General features: G+C 53.8%; 20 protein-coding genes. 3 read left to right on the top strand and 17 right to left on the bottom strand.

The window, feature by feature from the left end:
* Nucleotides 1-79: 79 nt before the first annotated feature.
* The 10 genes from ACE3MN_RS12995 to ACE3MN_RS12950 all read right to left on the bottom strand — a co-directional run bounded on the left by ACE3MN_RS12995 (nucleotide 80) and on the right by ACE3MN_RS12950 (nucleotide 8,558).
* Nucleotides 80-1,039 carry a hypothetical protein gene (locus ACE3MN_RS12995; protein WP_148676100.1) on the bottom strand — a complete coding sequence of 320 codons (960 nt, stop codon included), beginning with the start codon at nucleotides 1,037-1,039 and terminating at the stop codon, nucleotides 80-82.
* Between the two features lie 44 nt (nucleotides 1,040-1,083).
* The gene (locus ACE3MN_RS12990) at nucleotides 1,084-1,599 is read right to left on the bottom strand and encodes a fimbrial protein (protein WP_004136423.1); all 516 of its coding nucleotides are present in this window, start codon (nucleotides 1,597-1,599) and stop codon (nucleotides 1,084-1,086) included.
* Nucleotides 1,600-1,609: 10 nt separating this feature from the next.
* Complete coding sequence (locus ACE3MN_RS12985; RefSeq protein WP_148677672.1) at nucleotides 1,610-2,116, bottom strand: fimbrial protein; 507 nt, start codon at nucleotides 2,114-2,116, stop codon at nucleotides 1,610-1,612.
* Nucleotides 2,117-2,129: 13 nt separating this feature from the next.
* Complete coding sequence (locus tag ACE3MN_RS12980) at nucleotides 2,130-2,882, bottom strand: fimbria/pilus periplasmic chaperone (RefSeq protein WP_004136419.1); 753 nt, start codon at nucleotides 2,880-2,882, stop codon at nucleotides 2,130-2,132.
* Nucleotides 2,883-2,894: 12 nt separating this feature from the next.
* Nucleotides 2,895-3,419: a fimbrial protein gene (locus ACE3MN_RS12975; RefSeq protein WP_049089771.1), complete on the bottom strand. Its 525-nt coding sequence runs from the start codon at nucleotides 3,417-3,419 to the stop codon at nucleotides 2,895-2,897.
* Nucleotides 3,419-4,012, bottom strand: a complete 594-nt coding sequence (locus ACE3MN_RS12970) for a fimbrial protein (protein ID WP_049086054.1) — start codon at nucleotides 4,010-4,012, stop codon at nucleotides 3,419-3,421. Before ACE3MN_RS12970 ends, ACE3MN_RS12975 begins: the two co-directional genes overlap by 1 nt.
* Nucleotides 4,013-4,044: 32 nt before the next feature.
* A complete protein-coding gene (locus tag ACE3MN_RS12965) occupies nucleotides 4,045-4,779 on the bottom strand; it encodes a fimbria/pilus periplasmic chaperone (RefSeq protein WP_049086055.1) in 735 nt (244 codons plus the stop codon).
* Nucleotides 4,780-4,798: 19 nt separating this feature from the next.
* Nucleotides 4,799-7,300, bottom strand: coding sequence for a fimbria/pilus outer membrane usher protein (locus ACE3MN_RS12960; protein ID WP_049100421.1), 2,502 nt, complete (start codon nucleotides 7,298-7,300; stop codon nucleotides 4,799-4,801).
* Nucleotides 7,301-7,411: 111 nt separating this feature from the next.
* Nucleotides 7,412-7,945 carry a fimbrial protein gene (locus ACE3MN_RS12955; RefSeq protein ID WP_024358135.1) on the bottom strand — a complete coding sequence of 178 codons (534 nt, stop codon included), beginning with the start codon at nucleotides 7,943-7,945 and terminating at the stop codon, nucleotides 7,412-7,414.
* Nucleotides 7,946-8,012: 67 nt separating this feature from the next.
* Nucleotides 8,013-8,558 (bottom strand): fimbrial protein, encoded by a 546-nt coding sequence (locus tag ACE3MN_RS12950; RefSeq protein WP_004136407.1) that lies wholly within the window; start codon nucleotides 8,556-8,558, stop codon nucleotides 8,013-8,015.
* A gap of 919 nt (nucleotides 8,559-9,477) precedes the next feature.
* Here ACE3MN_RS12950 and ACE3MN_RS12945 point away from each other — a divergent pair.
* Nucleotides 9,478-10,800 carry an NAD(P)/FAD-dependent oxidoreductase gene (locus ACE3MN_RS12945; protein ID WP_375364380.1) on the top strand — a complete coding sequence of 441 codons (1,323 nt, stop codon included), beginning with the start codon at nucleotides 9,478-9,480 and terminating at the stop codon, nucleotides 10,798-10,800.
* A gap of 49 nt (nucleotides 10,801-10,849) precedes the next feature.
* Here the strand turns inward: ACE3MN_RS12945 and map are convergent, their stop codons facing one another.
* The 3 genes from map to ACE3MN_RS12930 form a co-directional block, all read right to left on the bottom strand.
* Nucleotides 10,850-11,629: a type I methionyl aminopeptidase gene (gene map / locus ACE3MN_RS12940; RefSeq protein ID WP_004136403.1), complete on the bottom strand. Its 780-nt coding sequence runs from the start codon at nucleotides 11,627-11,629 to the stop codon at nucleotides 10,850-10,852.
* Entirely contained in the window at nucleotides 11,610-11,828 is a 219-nt protein-coding gene (locus tag ACE3MN_RS12935; RefSeq protein ID WP_004102160.1) for a ParD-like family protein, read from the bottom strand. The genes map and ACE3MN_RS12935 overlap by 20 nt, the downstream gene beginning before the upstream one ends.
* An 87-nt stretch (nucleotides 11,829-11,915) precedes the next feature.
* A complete protein-coding gene (locus ACE3MN_RS12930) occupies nucleotides 11,916-12,383 on the bottom strand; it encodes a helix-turn-helix domain-containing protein (RefSeq protein WP_024358132.1) in 468 nt (155 codons plus the stop codon).
* A 61-nt stretch (nucleotides 12,384-12,444) separates the two neighbouring features.
* Here ACE3MN_RS12930 and ACE3MN_RS12925 point away from each other — a divergent pair, with 61 nt between their 5' ends.
* Nucleotides 12,445-12,681, top strand: a complete 237-nt coding sequence (locus ACE3MN_RS12925; RefSeq protein WP_004136398.1) for a tautomerase family protein — start codon at nucleotides 12,445-12,447, stop codon at nucleotides 12,679-12,681.
* Nucleotides 12,682-12,793: 112 nt separating this feature from the next.
* Here the strand turns inward: ACE3MN_RS12925 and ACE3MN_RS12920 are convergent, their stop codons facing one another.
* Together ACE3MN_RS12920 and ACE3MN_RS12915 are read right to left on the bottom strand one after the other, a co-directional pair.
* On the bottom strand, nucleotides 12,794-13,462 hold the full coding sequence (locus tag ACE3MN_RS12920; protein WP_098362713.1) for a class I SAM-dependent methyltransferase: 669 nt from the start codon (nucleotides 13,460-13,462) through the stop codon (nucleotides 12,794-12,796).
* 73 nt (nucleotides 13,463-13,535) lie between these two features.
* On the bottom strand, nucleotides 13,536-14,423 hold the full coding sequence (locus ACE3MN_RS12915) for a LysR family transcriptional regulator (protein WP_049089764.1): 888 nt from the start codon (nucleotides 14,421-14,423) through the stop codon (nucleotides 13,536-13,538).
* A gap of 96 nt (nucleotides 14,424-14,519) precedes the next feature.
* Between ACE3MN_RS12915 and ACE3MN_RS12910 the strand changes: the two genes are divergently transcribed.
* Complete coding sequence (locus ACE3MN_RS12910; RefSeq protein WP_375364379.1) at nucleotides 14,520-15,575, top strand: SDR family oxidoreductase; 1,056 nt, start codon at nucleotides 14,520-14,522, stop codon at nucleotides 15,573-15,575.
* A gap of 126 nt (nucleotides 15,576-15,701) precedes the next feature.
* Here the strand turns inward: ACE3MN_RS12910 and ACE3MN_RS12905 are convergent, their stop codons facing one another.
* Both ACE3MN_RS12905 and ACE3MN_RS12900 read right to left on the bottom strand, forming a co-directional pair.
* Nucleotides 15,702-16,457 carry a GntR family transcriptional regulator gene (locus ACE3MN_RS12905; protein WP_024358129.1) on the bottom strand — a complete coding sequence of 252 codons (756 nt, stop codon included), beginning with the start codon at nucleotides 16,455-16,457 and terminating at the stop codon, nucleotides 15,702-15,704.
* 14 nt (nucleotides 16,458-16,471) lie between these two features.
* Nucleotides 16,472-17,212 (bottom strand): sugar isomerase domain-containing protein, encoded by a 741-nt coding sequence (locus ACE3MN_RS12900; protein ID WP_004136388.1) that lies wholly within the window; start codon nucleotides 17,210-17,212, stop codon nucleotides 16,472-16,474.
* Between the last annotated feature and the right edge of the window lie 6 nt (nucleotides 17,213-17,218).

Genomic DNA, 17,218 nt, shown 5'->3' with positions numbered 1-17,218 from the left:
AATGAATATTTATGAAGGTTGCGATGGTGAAGAATATGCCATTCAATACCGCCCTGAAACACATTCAGGGCGATTTTAATTATAAATAATTTACAGCCAGTATCCCGGTTCCGCTAATTGGACCGGTACTGGTCGGCGTACCATTCAGGGTTACCGTAACATTTAAGTTATTCGTTTTACCGGATGAAACTCTGTTTGTTTGTAGCGCCAGACCATTAACCGTAACCTTCGCGGTAACGCCACGTCCCAAATCAATGGTGTCCCTGCCGATGGTAGAAACGTTACTCAGATATAAGCTGTAAGTCACCCCTGCATCGCTACAGGCCATCGTTGCGCTTCTTGTCAGCGATTGCCCTGATACGGCCGCCGGCGCCATATCGTCAAATGGAAAGGACAGCGCGCTGGTGCTCATGCCACACCACTCCGGATCGGGTTCAGGATCAACGGTCCCAGGGAATCCTGGCTGACAAGGTTCCGCTAATCCAGGAGCATAAACGGTGTAGAAATCACCGGTCCCCGGGTTTATTGCTCCAAAAATCAGGCACGGCGGTGCGTGAGCAGGGTACGATGAGGGCAACGCGACGCTGGCGGTACCGGAGAAACCATATTTCTGATAGAAGCGCGCGGCCATCATCTGATGCGTACAATAAAACGGATTATCAGTACAATAATCTGTTGTAGTGCTGCCATCAGATTTACGCACAGGATCGGTATTGCTTACGGTCATAATTGGTTGCCTGGTTCCCCCGCCAAACCAGTGACCGTTCATTGACGTTGTCCAACCATAAATCATATATAGCCCCCAGGTTGCGGCCCTGGTAGCTTCTATCGAGGCGAAAGTCTGCGCATTTAAATCTGTAGCCCAGTTGACCGCGACGGAACCCCCGTTTGCCGTGAGAGACTGTACCGTCGGGCATCCTCCCCCCTGATTACCAAAGGCATTACAATCCGCCGCCGAAGCAGTTTCAGACCATAGCAGAGCATTGCCCAGTACGATCCCCGCCGTCAGTATCAATCTTTTTAAGTTTCTCTTTTCCATAAGCACCCTACCGCGTTAAATAGTATTCCGACCACGGGACTCCGTTACAAATATTCCGCCTTCAAGGTCACCGTCGCCTCGAACGGCCCTTCAGCCAACTCAATATTCGGCCTTTGCACCAGCAATGCTTCGATTTTGGGTATCGCCGAAAGGCTGATTTCTATCGGCGAATCAAACTGAAAAGGCTGACCGTCACGAAAGATCTTCACCCCAAGATTGCCGATATTGCCCATCGATGTGGCAACCGTCGCGCGGTCAGTAGTATCAAATGTCGCCAGGGTTCCCCGAACGCTAAGCATCAGTTTCCAGTCTCTACCGGCAGTGCTGTCGCATACCAGGTTGTACGGCACATCCTGACGATAAACGCCATCACTGACCTTTTTGATCGACAGACGATCGCCAAACGGCACGTGAATGGTTTTATCGTTGTCTATCGAGCACGGCGGCGGATTGACCAGCATCCCTTTAAAGATGACGTCGGCTTCATTGGCGGCCATCGCCGGACTAACGCCAACGAAAAGGATGTTGAGTAAAAGCGCGGCTGTTGTTAGCTGACGCATTAGATAATCCTCATTGATAGCTAAACACCATAGTCGCTGAACCGTTAAATGCCCCGTCTGGTAGCGAGGCGTTGGTCTGCATGACCGGAACCGCATACAGAGCCGGAGGTTTATTTTCGGCATAGGTAAAACTCAGCACTCCGCTATTGGGAGCGATAGTCGTTTTACTCGCGTCGTACACTTTTATCCCAAGGCCCGTTACATCGGTGGTAAACAGCTGGCCGTTAAATGACGCGCCGTTACCTTTGAGATTAATTTTTAACGTATTACGAAGCAGGTTTGTGCATTTCAGCGTATAGACAATCGGCGTTTCGTAGTTCGCACCATCAATTCGGGTGGTCAGTACTTCACCAAAATTGACCACAATCTGTTGATTGTCATTGATTTCACATTCAGGTTCGACAATATTGCCGGTGATAGTCAACGTGGTTGTTCCACCGTCTGATGCCAGGCCGTATGGTGATGCGGCTATCAGGCAGCAAAGAACGGCAAGGCGCCCTAATTTCCATGTTTTCACTTTCTGCCTCCCGTCAGCTTTCAGGCGTGATAACCGGCTGCGCCTTACAGGCGGAACCGGTACACTGGAATGGCAGCAAACGTAAGCTACCGTAATCATTCACAAAAACCAGAACTGGCGTTGCGCCCAGGTCAGCTGCGCCCACGTTCAGCGCCGTCTGGGCCTTTGGCGCCACCATTATCGGTTCAAATCCTTCCTTGCCCTTTCCCTTCACGCTGCTACGACCTTCAACAAACGTCAGATGGTACGGCGTCGGGTTATTCAGCGTGTAGCGATTGCCATTTTTAGCCAGCGTCACGTTCTGAATGCCGGGAAAGGAATCGTATTTCGCATCAACCTTTATGGAGGCCGGACGCCAGAAAATTTTCAGCCGGGTCTGCAGCGCCAGCGTTAACACGTTTGGCTTATCGCTGCGCGGCGGAATTTCACGCAGGTTGAACCAGAACACGCTCTCCCTGTCTTTCGGCAGCTTGCCGATATCCGGTAGAACCTGAACCCGCACCGCGCTTTTGGAACCGGCTTCAATGCGCTGCACCGGCGGCAATACCATCAATGGGCTCGTGACTTTAGCCTCTGTTTCATCTTCTATCCAGGTCTGCGCCAGATAGGGTTCCTGAGTATTCCGATTCGTCACGCTCATACTGACGCTTTTGTCTCCTTCATTAACGATCACCCGTGAACGGCTAACCGTTAATGCCGCCTCAGCGGGTAACAAAGAACTCGCCGATAACACTGCAACCGTGGCAAAAACGAGCGTTTTCTTCATAACGAGCTACCTCTAGTCGTACTCAAGCAAAAATGTTGTCACGCATTCGAAATCCCCTTCGCGCACCCGGCTATGGACCGGCGCGGAAACAAAAGCCTGGAAATTTAAATTGGTGTCACCCGTTGTCAACGCGGTCGGCCGCATTGTGGTGTTAGGCAACACCGGAGTACCATCGGCATCTTCAATGGCGATGGCGATCCCGCCAGCCGTCCCGGTAACCGCGAAAAGTCCTGGCTGATCGACATCTTCTGTGCCCATGAACGTGACCTTTACCGTGCTTCCCAAAGACAGGTCGCAGTTGATGAGCATGATCGAGAAACGCTCGCGTTCACTCAGGTGATATTTGATAAACGTTTTCGACGGTATGTTGCGAAAATCAACGATCTGATCTTCTGAATCCACGTGCAGTTCACACGGGTCAGCCACCAGATTACCGGTGAAGTAAACATCCGTATCAGCATGCGTGGCCGGTACACTGACCAGCAGCAGCATGGGAAAAACCATCAGGCTTAGCGCTCGCGCTATGTGTCTTTTCATTATTCGTACTCCAGGCCGACATTCACTACGCTGCGCCATTCATTGGCCAACAGCGGCGCAGGAAGACGCCACAGCTGCGCCTGAAACACCAGATCGTTGCGCCCGGGAGTCAGGATCTGCGGCCGGCTTGACATACCAGGACGCAGAAGCTCGCCCCGCGGGTCGCTCAATCGCAGCGCCACCCCTTTCACGCCTCCATGAACCCTGAAGAACCGACTATCCGTAGGTTCTGTTTCCCCGTAAATCGTCATTCTTACGGCGGATTGCCCGTTAAGCATCAGCGACCCCCGCATCAACTGATGGTCTCGCATAAACTGATACTCGCCGGGGCAGCGATCTAATTTGATATATATCGCTACCGGCGTCGTAACCGAACCAGGCCGCTCCAGACCCCAGGCGACGGTACTGCCCAAATCGATCTCTTGCTCCGCCGATTCCGGCAGCAGTACACACGGAGACGCAACCAGCGTGCCCGTGGCGCGAATCCCACCGTTGAGGCCGTCGGTGTCCCAGTTTGCGGCGCTAGCCACAGAAACGACCCCGGCTGTTAATAGCCACAGAATCAAGGTGGTACGACCGAATCCATGTTTCATCAGGCATCTCCTGTGTCCAACACCCGCTTCCATCAGGATGCGGGTTTGGCTGCCGCACGGCAGACATTACCGTTGCAACTAAACGGCAAAGTGGGTTTACCGCCGAAGTCGTTAATCGTGGTGACGTGCGGCGTCGTAAAGTGCGAACTGCTCACCATCGCCGTCGATTTTGGCGCGACCATGACCGACTGAAACCCCTTCGCCACGGCCATGTTCGGCGCGGGGGTAATGCCAATCACCGTCATGTAATACGGCGTCGGATTCTCCACCCGATATCCGCCGTTCACCTTCTGCAGCACCAGTTGGTTATCCCAACGGCTATACTTCTCCGGCAGGATGGCTTTTGGCCGGTAAAACAACTTTATTTTGGTGTGCAGCGCCAGCTGCATCACATTAGGTCGGTCGCTCTTAGGCGGTACTTCACGCACGTTGAAATAAAAAAGGCTCTCTCTGTCCTGAGGCAATAACGCCGCGTCCGGCATTGCATTAATGCGCAAAACGCTTTTTCCCTTTGCCTCGAGCCGCTGGAGCGGGGGGACCACGACCAACGGACCGCTTATTTTTTTCCCCTGCTCATCTTCAATCCATCCCTGGGCCAGGTAAGGCATTGACGTGCTGTCGTTAGTAATGTTCAGGGAAATGCTCTTCTGCGAACCGGGAAAAATCGCCCGCGTTCTGTCCAGGGCGATCGCCGCCTGTGCATCATTCAGCAGACCTGACGTCAGCGTTCCCAGCAGAATAGCCATCGTCGTTTTATTTACTTTCATTCCTTCACCATCCACTTTCTCAGCCGCGAGATATCGGTTTGCATGGCAGTAACAGCTGCTGTGCAGGGAGGACTCGCGGCAGTACGACTTCACACCGGGCGGAACCGCCCCAGTGCACGGTTAAATGCTCATCCGGATTCACGCCGGTCAACCAGGCCAGTCCGCCATCGCTGACCATTCCCAGCTCGCGCTCTTTGGCGTTATGCACCGTCGCGCCAAACGGCGGATGACGACCATCTTCCTGGCTGAGGATGGCGACGACTTTCGCGCCCTTTAACACATCGAAACGGCGGAACCCGATGGCGCCTTCGGTAAGCGCCAGCTCAGCAATTGGCGAGCCTGAAGTCTCAACGTCGTCTGGTAAGCGGTTAACGTCAATTTCGGCACTGGTGCGGAAATAGTTCGGCACGCCAGGGATCACCGCGATACCAAAGGCGTTGGTGTAACTCTGATACCCCACAGGCACTCCGCTCACCCCATCGGTGCTGACCATCAGCCGGGTCCCCCCCTGTACCCCACCTGAGTGCAGCGCCACGCCTTCAGCCGTTGCGGTCATACCGCCGCTGGCTGAGATACCAAAAGAGGTATACTGGCTTTGTGCCCAGTTAAAGTTGGTAGTAACATCGGCCATACTGCCAGGGTGCGAGTAATAGCCGCTCATCTGACTGCGCGTTCCCTGCCCGCCGCCTATGCTGTTACCGGCGTTAATGCGGTAATAATCATTATTTTCCAGACGATCGCTCCAGCTGGCGTTTTGCGTATAGCGGTCGCGGTTAATGCTTCCGTTGTACCCTACCGTGCCTGAACCAAATGGCATGGTGAGCGAAATATAGGCCGTGTCGTCCTTACGTCCGTTAAACTCGCTGCGCGCCGCGTTGAGCGATAACGAAAGATGTCTCCAGTCGCCCAGATCAAAATACTTGTTAAGAGAAACGCTGTAGCGATCGGTCGCCGGGCGGTTCCAGTAAGTCTGATGCGACCAGTTAATACTGGTGGAGAGGCGCAGGTCCTCGAAATTCTTGGTCGCCTGGAGGGTATACAGCTCTTTACTGTTACCGATATAACCTTCCCGGTAGCGAATATCTAAATACTCACCCATGGTGAGATAGTTGCGCTCGGAGAATCGGTAGCCGGCAAACGTGACTTCACTACTGAGTTCATCAAAGCGTTTGGAATAGCTGAGCCGCCAGGATCTTCCGTGACGGTTTTTATCGCCCGGGAAGCGGGCGCTGGCATGGGTAACGTCAGCGGACAAGGTGCCGTAGACGCTCATATCACGACCTGCCCCGAGTGCCACGCTGTTGTAGTCCTGCGAGAAAATACCGCCGCCATACACCGACCAGGCATTCGTCAGGCCCCAGGAGAGCTCACCGGTCGCAAAATAAGGTCCCTGTGTACTGTGGCGATAGTCCCTTGGCCGACCGGTGGTCAGCTTGTAACGAAGCTGGCCGGGACGCGTCAGATAAGGAACCTGAGCCGTATCCACGGCAAAGGTCTGCACCGAGCCATCCTGTTCTTCAACCCGCACATCCAGCCTGCCGGTCAGGGCGCTGCTCAGTTCCTGAATACGGAACGGCCCCGCCGCAACGGTACTTTCATAGATCACTCGCCCTTGCTGGGTGACCGTAACCTTCGCGTTCGTCCGCGCGATACCCGAAACTTCAGGGGCATAACCGCGCAGTTTCGGCGGCAGCTGGCTTTCATCGCTGACCAGCGATAACCCGGTGTAGCGCCACGAATCAAAAAGATCGGAAGTGAGATAATCTTCACCAACGGTAAGCTTTGACATAATGCCAGGCAGCGCGCGATAGGCGTAGAATCGGCTCCAGTCAAAATCACGGTTGGTACTGTTCGGCCGTCCAGTGGTGTTGTAATAACTTCCCTGATAATCCCCTCTTAAGCGCCATGGACCCAGGTTCACCCCGGTGGTGCCGCTGACGCTGGCACTCTGGCTCTGATTCCCGCGCCGTGGGAAGGTGACGTTAGTGTTGAGGTTGTAATCAAATAGCAGGCCAGGAATACCCTCTTCCCAGCGGGAAACAGGCAGCCAGGAAGCATCCTGGTACTCCAGCCATGCCTGAGGCATGGCAACCTGCAAGGAGGATTCGGCCAGGTCGCCGCGTAAGACAATACCTTCAAGCGCGCTGAAATCGGCGCAACGACCGCCGTCAAGCCACTGAATCATTTTGAGCGCGTCTTCACGCAGCCCAAGTAAATCGACTTGTTCAGGCGTCAGGCAGGCTTCGACAACCAGTTGATCCTCGCGTGTTCTTTCAACGAAAGTAATATCCTGATCGGAAATCCCGCGATCGTTAAGTCGCATACTCAGCGTGTAGGTCCCGGGCATAATATATCCGGCCCGAGAAAAGCGGGATAAATCAATATTCTCGCGGTCCTCAGAATCCAGAATATCCACATTAAATTCTACCGCCACAACGGGTGATGTAGAACCAAAAATGGCAATAGCAATGTAAATACCCAGACGCCGCAGGTAATAAGCTGGTGGTCTGCTTTTTTTCATTTTTTTAAATCCATTTATTGCCTACCAGAATTCACCAGTGGGAAAGTATCTATTACGGGAAAAATGGATGAGGAGGAATAAAGATTCCCAGCCATTTAATACCGCTTTAACTTACTGATAAGTTACCATAAAGCGAATAATTCCGTACCAGTCACCTTCCGACAACGATTTTCCGCCGCGCACCAGCGATAATAAATAACGCAATTCATTATTGTCATTTTGTAACATGACGGCTGGCATCGGAATGCCGTCTTGCGCCACATCGCCGATCTGGCTGTGAATACGTAGCCCAAGCCCCTGAGCATTGCCATAAACTTTAAATATATCGCGACGAAATACCTCCGTTTCCCCACTAAAAGTGATGTTCACGCTTTGCCATAAATCGCCATGACTTCTTTCCAGTGAACAGTTCACCAGACGAACAGCGAAGGGTTTAATAATCGCTTTGCCTTCCTCGTCGAGGTCATTATAAGAAATCACCCCAAAGGGTATTTCCTGCCAGATATCATCAGTATGAATAGAGCAAGCTGATTCCTGAATTTGACCATTCATTGTGACAAGCCCTCTGCCCTGATCGGATGCCACAGCGCCAGAAGATATTGCCAATAAAAGACTCAACGTCAGGCAACGCGTAATTTTTACCATGACTGTGCTCCTGAATATCGGGCTGCAGACGCAGCCCGAATAAAACTACTTGAGAACAGGCTAAGACTTATTGATAAGCCAGGGTAAAGTTAGTCACCGCCTCAAAATCACCCGGAGTGACGTTAGTCACTGACGCGATTTTTTCCAGGTAAGCGCTAAAGCTCAGAGTGTTGTCGCCAATGCCAAGAACGCGCCCGGCAGTAGGCTTATCTAAAGTCACCATCGTGCCTGAGTAATCCTGGATACGAACGCCAGCGCCCGCAGCCTGACCGGTAATAGCCAGCATGGTCATGTCATTAGGAACGTTGCCGCCATTGAAGGTGACAGTGACGGTGTTAAACATCGGGTCGCCGTTTGAATCCTTCGCGAAGGAGCAGTTTTCCAGCTCAATGTCGAACGGACGAGGAGTAGAGATACCGCCGTTATCCAAATGCGTATTGGAAATCTGACCCAGTTCGATACGCTGATCGCCGTAGCCATTTTTAATTGAGCATGGAGCATCAATAATCGAACCCCAGAAGGTGACCTTGCCGCTTCCCTGATCGGCCTGAGCTGCGAAAGAGGCAACACCCATAGTGAGAACAACAGCAGATGCAATTTTGCTAATTTTCATAATACATTCCGTTATATTAAAAGTTACTGGATAACCATCCTGAAAAATAACCCTCAAAGAGACTGAACGCAGATAGAGGGATAAAAACCTCTATATTTCTTCTCGAGTTACGCTTATTCCTGACAGCGAATTCATACTAACGCGAAAAATCTTACAATCAAATATATGCACCTGCTGAAACGATCATTACGAGCTAATAATTTTATAAAAAAATATCCAACAGGATAAAATCCCGTGCGTGTAAGGTAATACGACAACGCATGTGAAAATATTACTAATAATTTAAAATAAACTATTTGTATAATTTAAAAAGATCGCACGCATAGTTACACAAAAATAAAAACTGTTATTTTTCAGTCGCTTGGACAAATGCCCATGAATTTAATAACATTAGGATTTTTCCATGAGAAAATTCCTAATACATAATGCAAAAAAGGGGGTTCAAAAGACGAAAAATCCTATGAAATGGATGGGCGTTCTATATAGAGAAGAGCGAGAAGGAGCGATATTTTTACCACCTGGTCAAAAATACGCCTTATAGACGAGGCTACATTATAGATATGTGGCCAGGACGATCATGATCCACAGCAAAAATTTCTACAGAATTTCGTACAGGAAGCGACAAGATATGAATTGTTGCACTATCGCGGCAGCTGATAGAACCGACTAACCGCTCCAGGTTAAATCGCAAGCAAAAGATAAAGTTAAACCCGTACATCAAGAGGTGTTATTTTGCCCGTTCCTTGTTATTCTGCTGAATTGTTGTCCAGGTGATTATCATTCAGCATTACGCTGCTGCAGAAACTCTCCTGGCCACGGCGCTATTCTTGCCAGCTCAATATTGAAACCAATAAAAGGAAGAACGGCGAGCTTATTCACACCTGACGCGCAGGTGTTTTTTTCTACAGGGAGAATTATCGTGAGATTTGCATCAGTTCCTTTCAATCAGAATCAGGTGGGATGGCCGCTCAACGACATTGACCATCACAGACAACCGCAGCTGAGCGGCGACATCCAGGCCGACTGGGTGATAGTCGGTTCCGGCTATGCCGGCGTCAGCTTTGCCCGCCGGCTGGCTAGCCTCAATCCGCAGCTGAATATCGTGCTCATCGACGCTGAATGCGCCGCGACCAGCTCCTCAGCGCGAAATTCCGGCTTTATTATCGGCCTGCCGCACAATATCGGCAGCTCTACCGCCGAGCTGAAAAAAGCGCAGGATTACCGCGCCCTGTTGCAGGAAGGGATCCGCCTGCTCGATGAAACGGTGACCGAGCACCAGATCGCCTGCGAATGGGAAAACGTCGGCAAATACCACTGCCAGATAGATCCGTCCAGCGAAGCCATTATGAAGGAGTACGTGGATAACCTGCAGCTGATGCAGGAGCCCTACAGCCTGCTGGACGGCGAAGCGCTGTACCAGAAGCTGGGAACCCGCCTCTACAGTAAAGGGATCTATACTCCCGGCTGTATTCTGGTCAACCCGGCAAAACTGATCGCGGGCCTCGCGCGTCATCTGCCGGAAAACGTCACCGTTTACCATCAGACCCCGGCGCTGGCTATGCGCCAGGAAAACGGCGGCGTCAGGGTGACGACGCTGCAGGGTACAATCCGCGCCGCCCAGGTCATGCTGGCGACCAATGCCCTCTCCCGCGAACTCTCGCCGACCGTGAGCCGTCAGGCGTCAATGGCGACCTACGCCAGCATTACCGCCCCGCTCACGGCGGAGCAGCGTCAGCGCCTGCCAGAAATGGAAAGTTGGGGGTTAACGCCGGTCAATGCTATCGCCGGGGCCACGCTACGCTATACCCACGATCATCGTTTCCTGGTTCGCCAGCATGTCGATCCGGCATTGCGCGGCGTGATTACCGCCGGGCAGACCGCCACCGCCGCGCGCCAGCATCTGGCGCTGTTCCACACGGCCTATCCGCAGCTACGGGATGTCACGCTGGAGCGAACCTGGTCCGGGACCATCAGCGTCACCCGCAACGGCGCGCCGGTCTGGGGAGAGCTTGCGCCGAAGGTATGGACAGCCGGAGGCTGTAACGGCGCCGGGGTATCCAAACAAACCATCGCCGGGACGCTACTTGCCGATCTGGCGATGGGACAGGACAACCCGCTGATCGCCGCCATGCAGTCGCTCGGCCAGGCAAACTTTATGCCGCCTTCCCCGTTCCTGGATATCGGCGTAGCCGGGGCATTATGGAAAGAGCGCTACATGGGCCGTAAAGAGATGCCCGTGTAGTCGCGGTCTGACAGGTTTCACTGCCCGTGCGTGAAACCTGTTGTTGGGGCTAGTCTGGAATCACTTCATCTTTACGCAGGGTCAGAACCTCGAATCCCTCCGCGGTGACGGCGACGGTATGCTCCCACTGCGCGGACAGCTTTTTATCGCGGGTGACCACCGTCCAGCCGTCTTTTTTGGTTTTAATCCGGCTATCGCCCTGATTCACCATCGGTTCAATGGTAAACACCATCCCTTCCTTAAGTACGGCGCCGGTGCCGGGTATACCGTAATGCAGCACCTGAGGATCTTCATGCATCTCTCTCCCTACGCCGTGGCCGCAGTACTCCCTGACCACGCTATAGCCGTTGCCTTCGACATACGTCTGAATCGCATGGCCGATATCGCCCAGCGTCGCGCCCGGCCTGACAACCTTGATCCCTTTCCACATCGCTTCGTAAGTTTTCAGCACCAGCCGACGGGCCAGCGGCGAAACGTCGCCAATCAGGTACATTTTGCTGGAATCGGCAATCAGCCCCTCTTTTTCCAGCGTAATATCCACGTTCACAATCATGCCGGATTTCAGATGCTCGCTCTCCTTTGGCATACCGTGACAAACCACTTCGTTGATCGACGTATTCAGCACGTAGGGGAAATCATACTGCCCTTTGCTGGCCGGGCGTGAATGCAGATCGTTGACGATAAAATCCTCCACCCGGTTGTTGATGGCCATGGTGGAGATACCGGGCTGAATAAAGGTATCCAGCATGTCGAAAACCGAGGCCAACAGCTCGCCTGCGCGGCGCTGTCTGGCCAGTTCGTCCGCGGTCTTAATGGGAATTGATAGCATTGATCACCTCCAGCAAGCGGTCGGAGCCGGACTTCAGCATCATCAGCTTGATCTGCTGATGGTTAAGTTCGGGATAGAGTTCGCTCATCATACCCAGACGGATCCAGTACTCCGCCTGGGCGTTGACCGAACGCGACATCGCCTTGCTGGCATCACGAATATCGTCGTGCAGCAGGTCGGAAATTTTTACAATACCCATTTATACATACCATAACGTTTTATATATGTTTCGTATATTACGCCTCCCCGCTCAAGCTGACAACGTTTGCCGCTTTTGTTGCCAGCGCTACGGGTTGCTAACCTTAAGAGTCACTATCTGGATGTTCTGAGAGTCAACAACGGTGCCTTTTGTCGTCACAAAGGCGTTGTGGACAAAGTCCCCGCTCTCTTTATCCACCAGGGCAATATGAGGCTCATCATGCAGGATATTTTTATGCCCCCACGCCATCAGGGAAAACAGGATCGGCGCCAGGCTGCGGCTTTTTGGCGTAAGAATATACTCATAACGTTCGCGCGCCCCTTCTTCCTGATAGGGCGTTTTGCTCAGTAAACCCAGCTCCGTCATTTTCTTTAACCGGTTTGCCAACGTCTGCTTAGGCATTTTTGTATGCGAGCGGATCGTTTCAAAGCGGGTCACGCCGTATAAAGCCTCTCTTAAAATCAACAAAACCCACTGATCTCCCAGGATTTCCGCTGCCGCAGAAAGCCCGCACAGCTCCGGTAGTAAGTACGTTACTGAATTATTTTTTGACATGTCCGCTTTCGCTCTCTAATCTGAGTATGAATTTTAGACCTAGATTATTAAGGAGAATACAATGCCCTTCGTCAATGTACAAACCATTAAAGGAATTATGAACCCGGAGCAAAAAAAAGAACTTTTACGCCGCATGACCGATCTGATTGTCGAAATCGAAGGGAAAGGCGATCCTGAATTTCGGCGTTCAGTCTGGGTGCGTATTGACGAGCATGAGCCGGAACAGTGGAGTCTGGGCGGTATTCAGCCCACGGCTGAAGCGATCGCGGCAAAATTTTCGTCGCCTAAGGCGTCATAACCTGATGGCGTTTTAACACGTCATACCTGCGGGAAATTGCGGACAACCTTGATGTCCGCTTTTACACCGCCCGACTGGTGCTCAAAACGGCCATAAACCGACTCTCCGGGGCTTATTTTACGCAACATACCACGGTCGCATGATCCCACCATGGGTTCTCATTGACGTTCACCTCAAGCACATCAAAATGTTCATCGCGGATCTCGTCCAGGAGAGCCTGGAGCGGTCGCAGCGTACGCCAGGGTTGACCCTCTTTCAATAAATGATGGCGAATGGGATCGTAAGCGGCCACGTCTTCCGGGCGGCGAGGGGTTCCGCACATCGAACCGACGACAAACCGTCCTCCCGGCCTGAGCAATCTTCTGACTTCGGCAAAGCAAAGGTGGCGAGCTTCGTCAATCAGGCAATGCGTACAGCTGCCATCGATAATGAGCTCAAACGTCGCATCCTGGCACTGATGAATATGGCAGACATCCCCGACAAAAAATTGAGCCGCCAGCCCCGCTTGCTGAAAACGATTTTCTGCCCAGCGGATCGCGGTTGCGGACAAATCCATCCCCCACACGGAATAGCCTCGTTCAGCAAAGTACTGCGCTGCCATGGCGCCATTCCCGCACCCCAGCTCAAGGACTGGCGCTCCGGGTTGGGGAAAGTACTGCTGTAAATCAAGCCAGCTAAACACCCGCTCCTGTTGTTTCTTTGCCCTTAAGTAACCCTCGCCAGCCCAGGCGATGGCGCCATTTTCCAGCAGCTGGCGGTACATTTTTTCATAGGGATTCATCGTAAAGACGCCTTTTTCAGCAACAACACAGGCCACTCTACTCCCTATCGCGCAAGAAGAGATCCCCCCGTTTTTAGCGACTCCCCGTTATCTTGGGCAGTAATTGCTCAATCACGCTGATAATGCTTCTGACCCGCTGCGGAATAAAGCGGGCGTCAGGGTAAACCGCATAGAGGAAGCGATCGGGTAATCGCCAGGCGGGTAAGACCGGCACCAGCCTGGCGGATTGTAAAGCGTTGGCCGCGAGGGGCAACTGCATGCCACCGATACCAATACCGGACTCCAGCGCCTGCAGCAGCGCTTCGCTGGTGTTAGCCCGAAACACGGTATTGACTTTCACATCGACCGTTTTATCACCCGAGACCAGCCGCAGCGGCGCGTCCTGCGCGATGCCGCTGAAACGTACGTGCGGATGGGCAGCCAGTTCGCTCACGCAATGCAGTTCTTTAAAACCCGGGGCGGCGAATAGCGCGGTTTCAATACGCGCCAGCACGCGCGCCGCATGCCCTTGAGGCGGTTCACTGCTTAACCGCAGCGCGACATCCACCCCTTCAGTAACCAGATCGGCAATGCGGTCATCAAGTGAAAGCGTCAGATGCAGCCCGGGGGTCATTTTCTGCAGCGCCAGCAGGTGCGGCAAAAAGATCTGTCCCAGGCCGCTCGGTAGCTGCACATGTACCCTGCCTTGCCGCTGACTCTCGCTGGGGTTTAAGCGCCTTTCAGCGTCGCGCATCGCTTCCAGCAAAAGCTGCATATCGCGCCGGTAGCTTTCCCCCTGCTCGGTCAACGCCATCGCCCGCGTCGTTCGATGCAGCAAGACCACCCCGAGCTCCTCCTCCAGCGCCGCGATCTGCTGGCTGACTGCGGATTGTTTCATCCCGCACTGGCGGGCCGCCGCCGAAAAAGATCCCGCTTCGACGACGCGCAGGAAGGTGGCAATGGCGTTGAGCTTATTATTCATTTAATGATTCTTCTTATAAGTACCATCGAATTTATGGGATATGCGTGAAAAAAATAATATATCACACTGCCTCTGTCCCCCCTTTGGAGAAGCAACGTGAATAAGAAACCGCAACCCAGGATCGCGCTGGTCGCCGGCGCCAGCGGCATTGTAGGCAGACAGCTAGTGAAAACGCTGTTGCGCCATCGGTGGGAGGTCATTGGCCTCAGCCGCCATGCCTCGCCTCACCCGGATGACATTCCCGTTATTAACGTCGATTTACTCGATGCGCGGGACAGCGCGCAGAAACTGCAATCGCTCAACGGCATCACCCACATTTTTTACAGCGCATGGTTGAACGCGGCGAACTGGACGGAAATGGTTGAACCGAACGTCGCCATGCTGCGCAATCTGGTCAGCAACATCGAGAAAACCTCACCGCTGCGCACGGTAAGCCTGATGCAGGGATATAAAGTTTATGGCGCGCATCTTGGTCCGTTCAAAACCCCGGCGCGAGAAAGCGATCCCGGCGTACCCGGGGCCGAATTTAATGCCGCTCAGCTCACGTGGCTCAGCCAGTTCCAGCACGGAAAAACGTGGCGCTGGAGTGCGCTCAGGCCGGGCGTGGTCGGCAGCACGGTGCCCGGCAACGCCATGAATCTCGCGCTGAGCATCGCGCTCTACGCCTCGCTGTGTCGGGCGCAGAATTTACCGCTGCGCTTCCCCGGCTCGGAACAAACCTGGCGCAGTATCGTCGATCATACTGACGGCGGATTGCTGGCGGAGGCCACGCTGTGGGCCGCCACCTCGCCGCAGGCGGAAAATCAGGCGTTCAACGTCAATAACGGCGACCTCTGGCGCTGGTGCGAGCTGTGGCCGCGCATCGCGGACTGGTTTGAACTGCCTTCCGCGCCGCCGGTCAGGCTCTCCTTTCACCAGCTGTTTGTCGATTACCGCGCGCAGTGGCGCGAACTGGCCGGGCAGGATCTGGTGGAGGCGGATATTTTACGGCTGAACGACGGTACGTTTGCCGATTTCGTCTTTAGCTGGAACTACGACATGTTTGGCGATGGCAGCAAACTGCGCCGGGCGGGCTTCACGGACATGCGGGCCACCGACGACATGTTTTTCCGCCTGTTCGCGCAGCTGAGAGCCGCACGCGTTATCCCCTGAAACAGCATGATTTTAACCGTCAGCCGGCGTCGCGCGAGCAACCTACGATTCAGTTTTTCGCCTCTTCCTCGCGCTTCGATACGCTGGCAAAAATCTGCCAGTCGATATTCTCGCCTGGGAGGCGGATTAACGCCCTTTTTCGATGGTGCAGGCCCACTGCTGGCTCATGCTGCTCTGGCTGGTGGCGATTTGCAGCGACAGGCTGGCGTCAAGGGTATGCGTGACGCTGTATTCAAGCACCACATCATCCAGATCGCGGGCCACCCGTTCAATGCGAAACAGCGGCGCTCCCGGTTTGATATTTAACAATCCTGCCGTGCGGCTATCGCAGCACACCGGCGTATAGCGCTCCGTGGCGTTGGCCGGCGAGTAGCCGAACGTTTCCCGCAGCTGCTTGTATAGCGATCGGCTGCCGTCCACGTGGCTGAGATCGTTGTAAATACGGCCATTAAGCCACGTCAGCACATGGCCAACCGGCCGATCGCCCTGCACTAACAACCGTTCCAGACGCATCAGCTGACAGCCTAAATCCAGCCCCATTTGCTCCGCCACCTGGCGGTCGGCCATGGTCGAAATCAGCGACAGTACTTCTACGGCTATCTCACCGGGCTCAGCAAAGCTCGTCAGTACGTCCGGGAGGTCGGTGTAGTATTTCTGCAGCGCATCGCGGTTGATAAACGTCCCTTTACCCTGCTCGCGGTACACCATGCCAATACTGGCCAGCGAATCTATCGCCTGTTTAATGGTGCCGCGCGCGACCTTGAACTCCCCGGCGAGCAGCAGTTCGCCCGGGAGCTTATCGTCATAGGTAAAAGAGAGGATCCGCTGCAGGATAACGTCTTTTATCCTTAAATAGAGAGGGAGTCCATCCGACTCAAACATACTTGTGCTCCAACTCAGAGGTAGTGTATCTGGCTCCTGTAAGCGCTCAGTATATCCTGATTTATCGCCTGATTACCGTCTATGTTTGCGCTGGCGAGAATGGGCGGCGTGCGCGCATTTTCCAACATGATTTCGCAAATACGTAATACCAGGCTGTTGGCGATAGCCGCGCCCATGATGGTGGAGAGCGGCGCGGCTTTCTGCGCCATCCCCGGCAGGCTCACCGCCGCATCGCCATACTCGCAGTGGTTATCAATGGTGATATCGGCAATATCCACCAGCAGTTTGCCGCTGGAGTGGCGAGAGGTCACGCGCGCCGCCGTCGCCAGGCTGGTAATCGCGATAACTTTTGCGCCGCAGGCTTTCGCCGCCAGCGCGACGTCAATGGTAATGGCATTCCGCCCGGAAACCGAGTGGATCAGCAGCGTATCGTCAGCCCTTAGCGGCGACTGCTCCACCAGTACCCGGCCGAGATTTTCCACGTTTTCCACCGCGCTGGTGAGGGTTAATGGCCTGACGTTAAGCATCAGCGCAGGCGTGAAAAGCGGATTGATAATGGCCAGGCCGCCCGCCCGATAGCTCATCTCCTCCGCCAGAATTCCTGCGTGGCTGGCGCCAAAGACAAAGATGTTGCGCTGGGCCAGAATGCTTGCGGTCATGGTTTCCGCCGCCCGGGTGAGATCATCGGGGCGCTGCTCAAGCAACGCCAGCTTCTGGCGGATCTGGCGGTAGTACTGTTTCAGTGCCTGACTCATAGACTT

It is taken from the genome of Klebsiella grimontii, assembly GCF_042137965.1.
GTDB classification, from domain to species: domain Bacteria; phylum Pseudomonadota; class Gammaproteobacteria; order Enterobacterales; family Enterobacteriaceae; genus Klebsiella; species Klebsiella grimontii.
This window is presented reverse-complemented; position numbering and strand designations above follow the sequence as displayed.

Bases quoted from the DNA above. Each gene is read 5' to 3' on its own strand.
- ACE3MN_RS12995 (WP_148676100.1), bottom strand. From the start codon at position 1,039: ATGGAAAAGAGAAACTTAAAAAGATTGATACTGACGGCGGGGATCGTA.
- ACE3MN_RS12990 (WP_004136423.1), bottom strand. From the start codon at position 1,599: ATGCGTCAGCTAACAACAGCCGCGCTTTTACTCAACATCCTTTTCGTT.
- ACE3MN_RS12980 (WP_004136419.1), bottom strand. From the start codon at position 2,882: ATGAAGAAAACGCTCGTTTTTGCCACGGTTGCAGTGTTATCGGCGAGT.
- ACE3MN_RS12975 (WP_049089771.1), bottom strand. From the start codon at position 3,419: ATGAAAAGACACATAGCGCGAGCGCTAAGCCTGATGGTTTTTCCCATG.
- ACE3MN_RS12970 (WP_049086054.1), bottom strand. From the start codon at position 4,012: ATGAAACATGGATTCGGTCGTACCACCTTGATTCTGTGGCTATTAACA.
- ACE3MN_RS12965 (WP_049086055.1), bottom strand. From the start codon at position 4,779: ATGAAAGTAAATAAAACGACGATGGCTATTCTGCTGGGAACGCTGACG.
- ACE3MN_RS12960 (WP_049100421.1), bottom strand. From the start codon at position 7,300: ATGAAAAAAAGCAGACCACCAGCTTATTACCTGCGGCGTCTGGGTATT.
- ACE3MN_RS12955 (WP_024358135.1), bottom strand. From the start codon at position 7,945: ATGGTAAAAATTACGCGTTGCCTGACGTTGAGTCTTTTATTGGCAATA.
- ACE3MN_RS12950 (WP_004136407.1), bottom strand. From the start codon at position 8,558: ATGAAAATTAGCAAAATTGCATCTGCTGTTGTTCTCACTATGGGTGTT.
- map (WP_004136403.1), bottom strand. From the start codon at position 11,629: ATGCTATCAATTCCCATTAAGACCGCGGACGAACTGGCCAGACAGCGC.
- ACE3MN_RS12935 (WP_004102160.1), bottom strand. From the start codon at position 11,828: ATGGGTATTGTAAAAATTTCCGACCTGCTGCACGACGATATTCGTGAT.
- ACE3MN_RS12930 (WP_024358132.1), bottom strand. From the start codon at position 12,383: ATGTCAAAAAATAATTCAGTAACGTACTTACTACCGGAGCTGTGCGGG.
- ACE3MN_RS12925 (WP_004136398.1), top strand. From the start codon at position 12,445: ATGCCCTTCGTCAATGTACAAACCATTAAAGGAATTATGAACCCGGAG.
- ACE3MN_RS12920 (WP_098362713.1), bottom strand. From the start codon at position 13,462: ATGAATCCCTATGAAAAAATGTACCGCCAGCTGCTGGAAAATGGCGCC.
- ACE3MN_RS12915 (WP_049089764.1), bottom strand. From the start codon at position 14,423: ATGAATAATAAGCTCAACGCCATTGCCACCTTCCTGCGCGTCGTCGAA.
- ACE3MN_RS12905 (WP_024358129.1), bottom strand. From the start codon at position 16,457: ATGTTTGAGTCGGATGGACTCCCTCTCTATTTAAGGATAAAAGACGTT.
- ACE3MN_RS12900 (WP_004136388.1), bottom strand. From the start codon at position 17,212: ATGAGTCAGGCACTGAAACAGTACTACCGCCAGATCCGCCAGAAGCTG.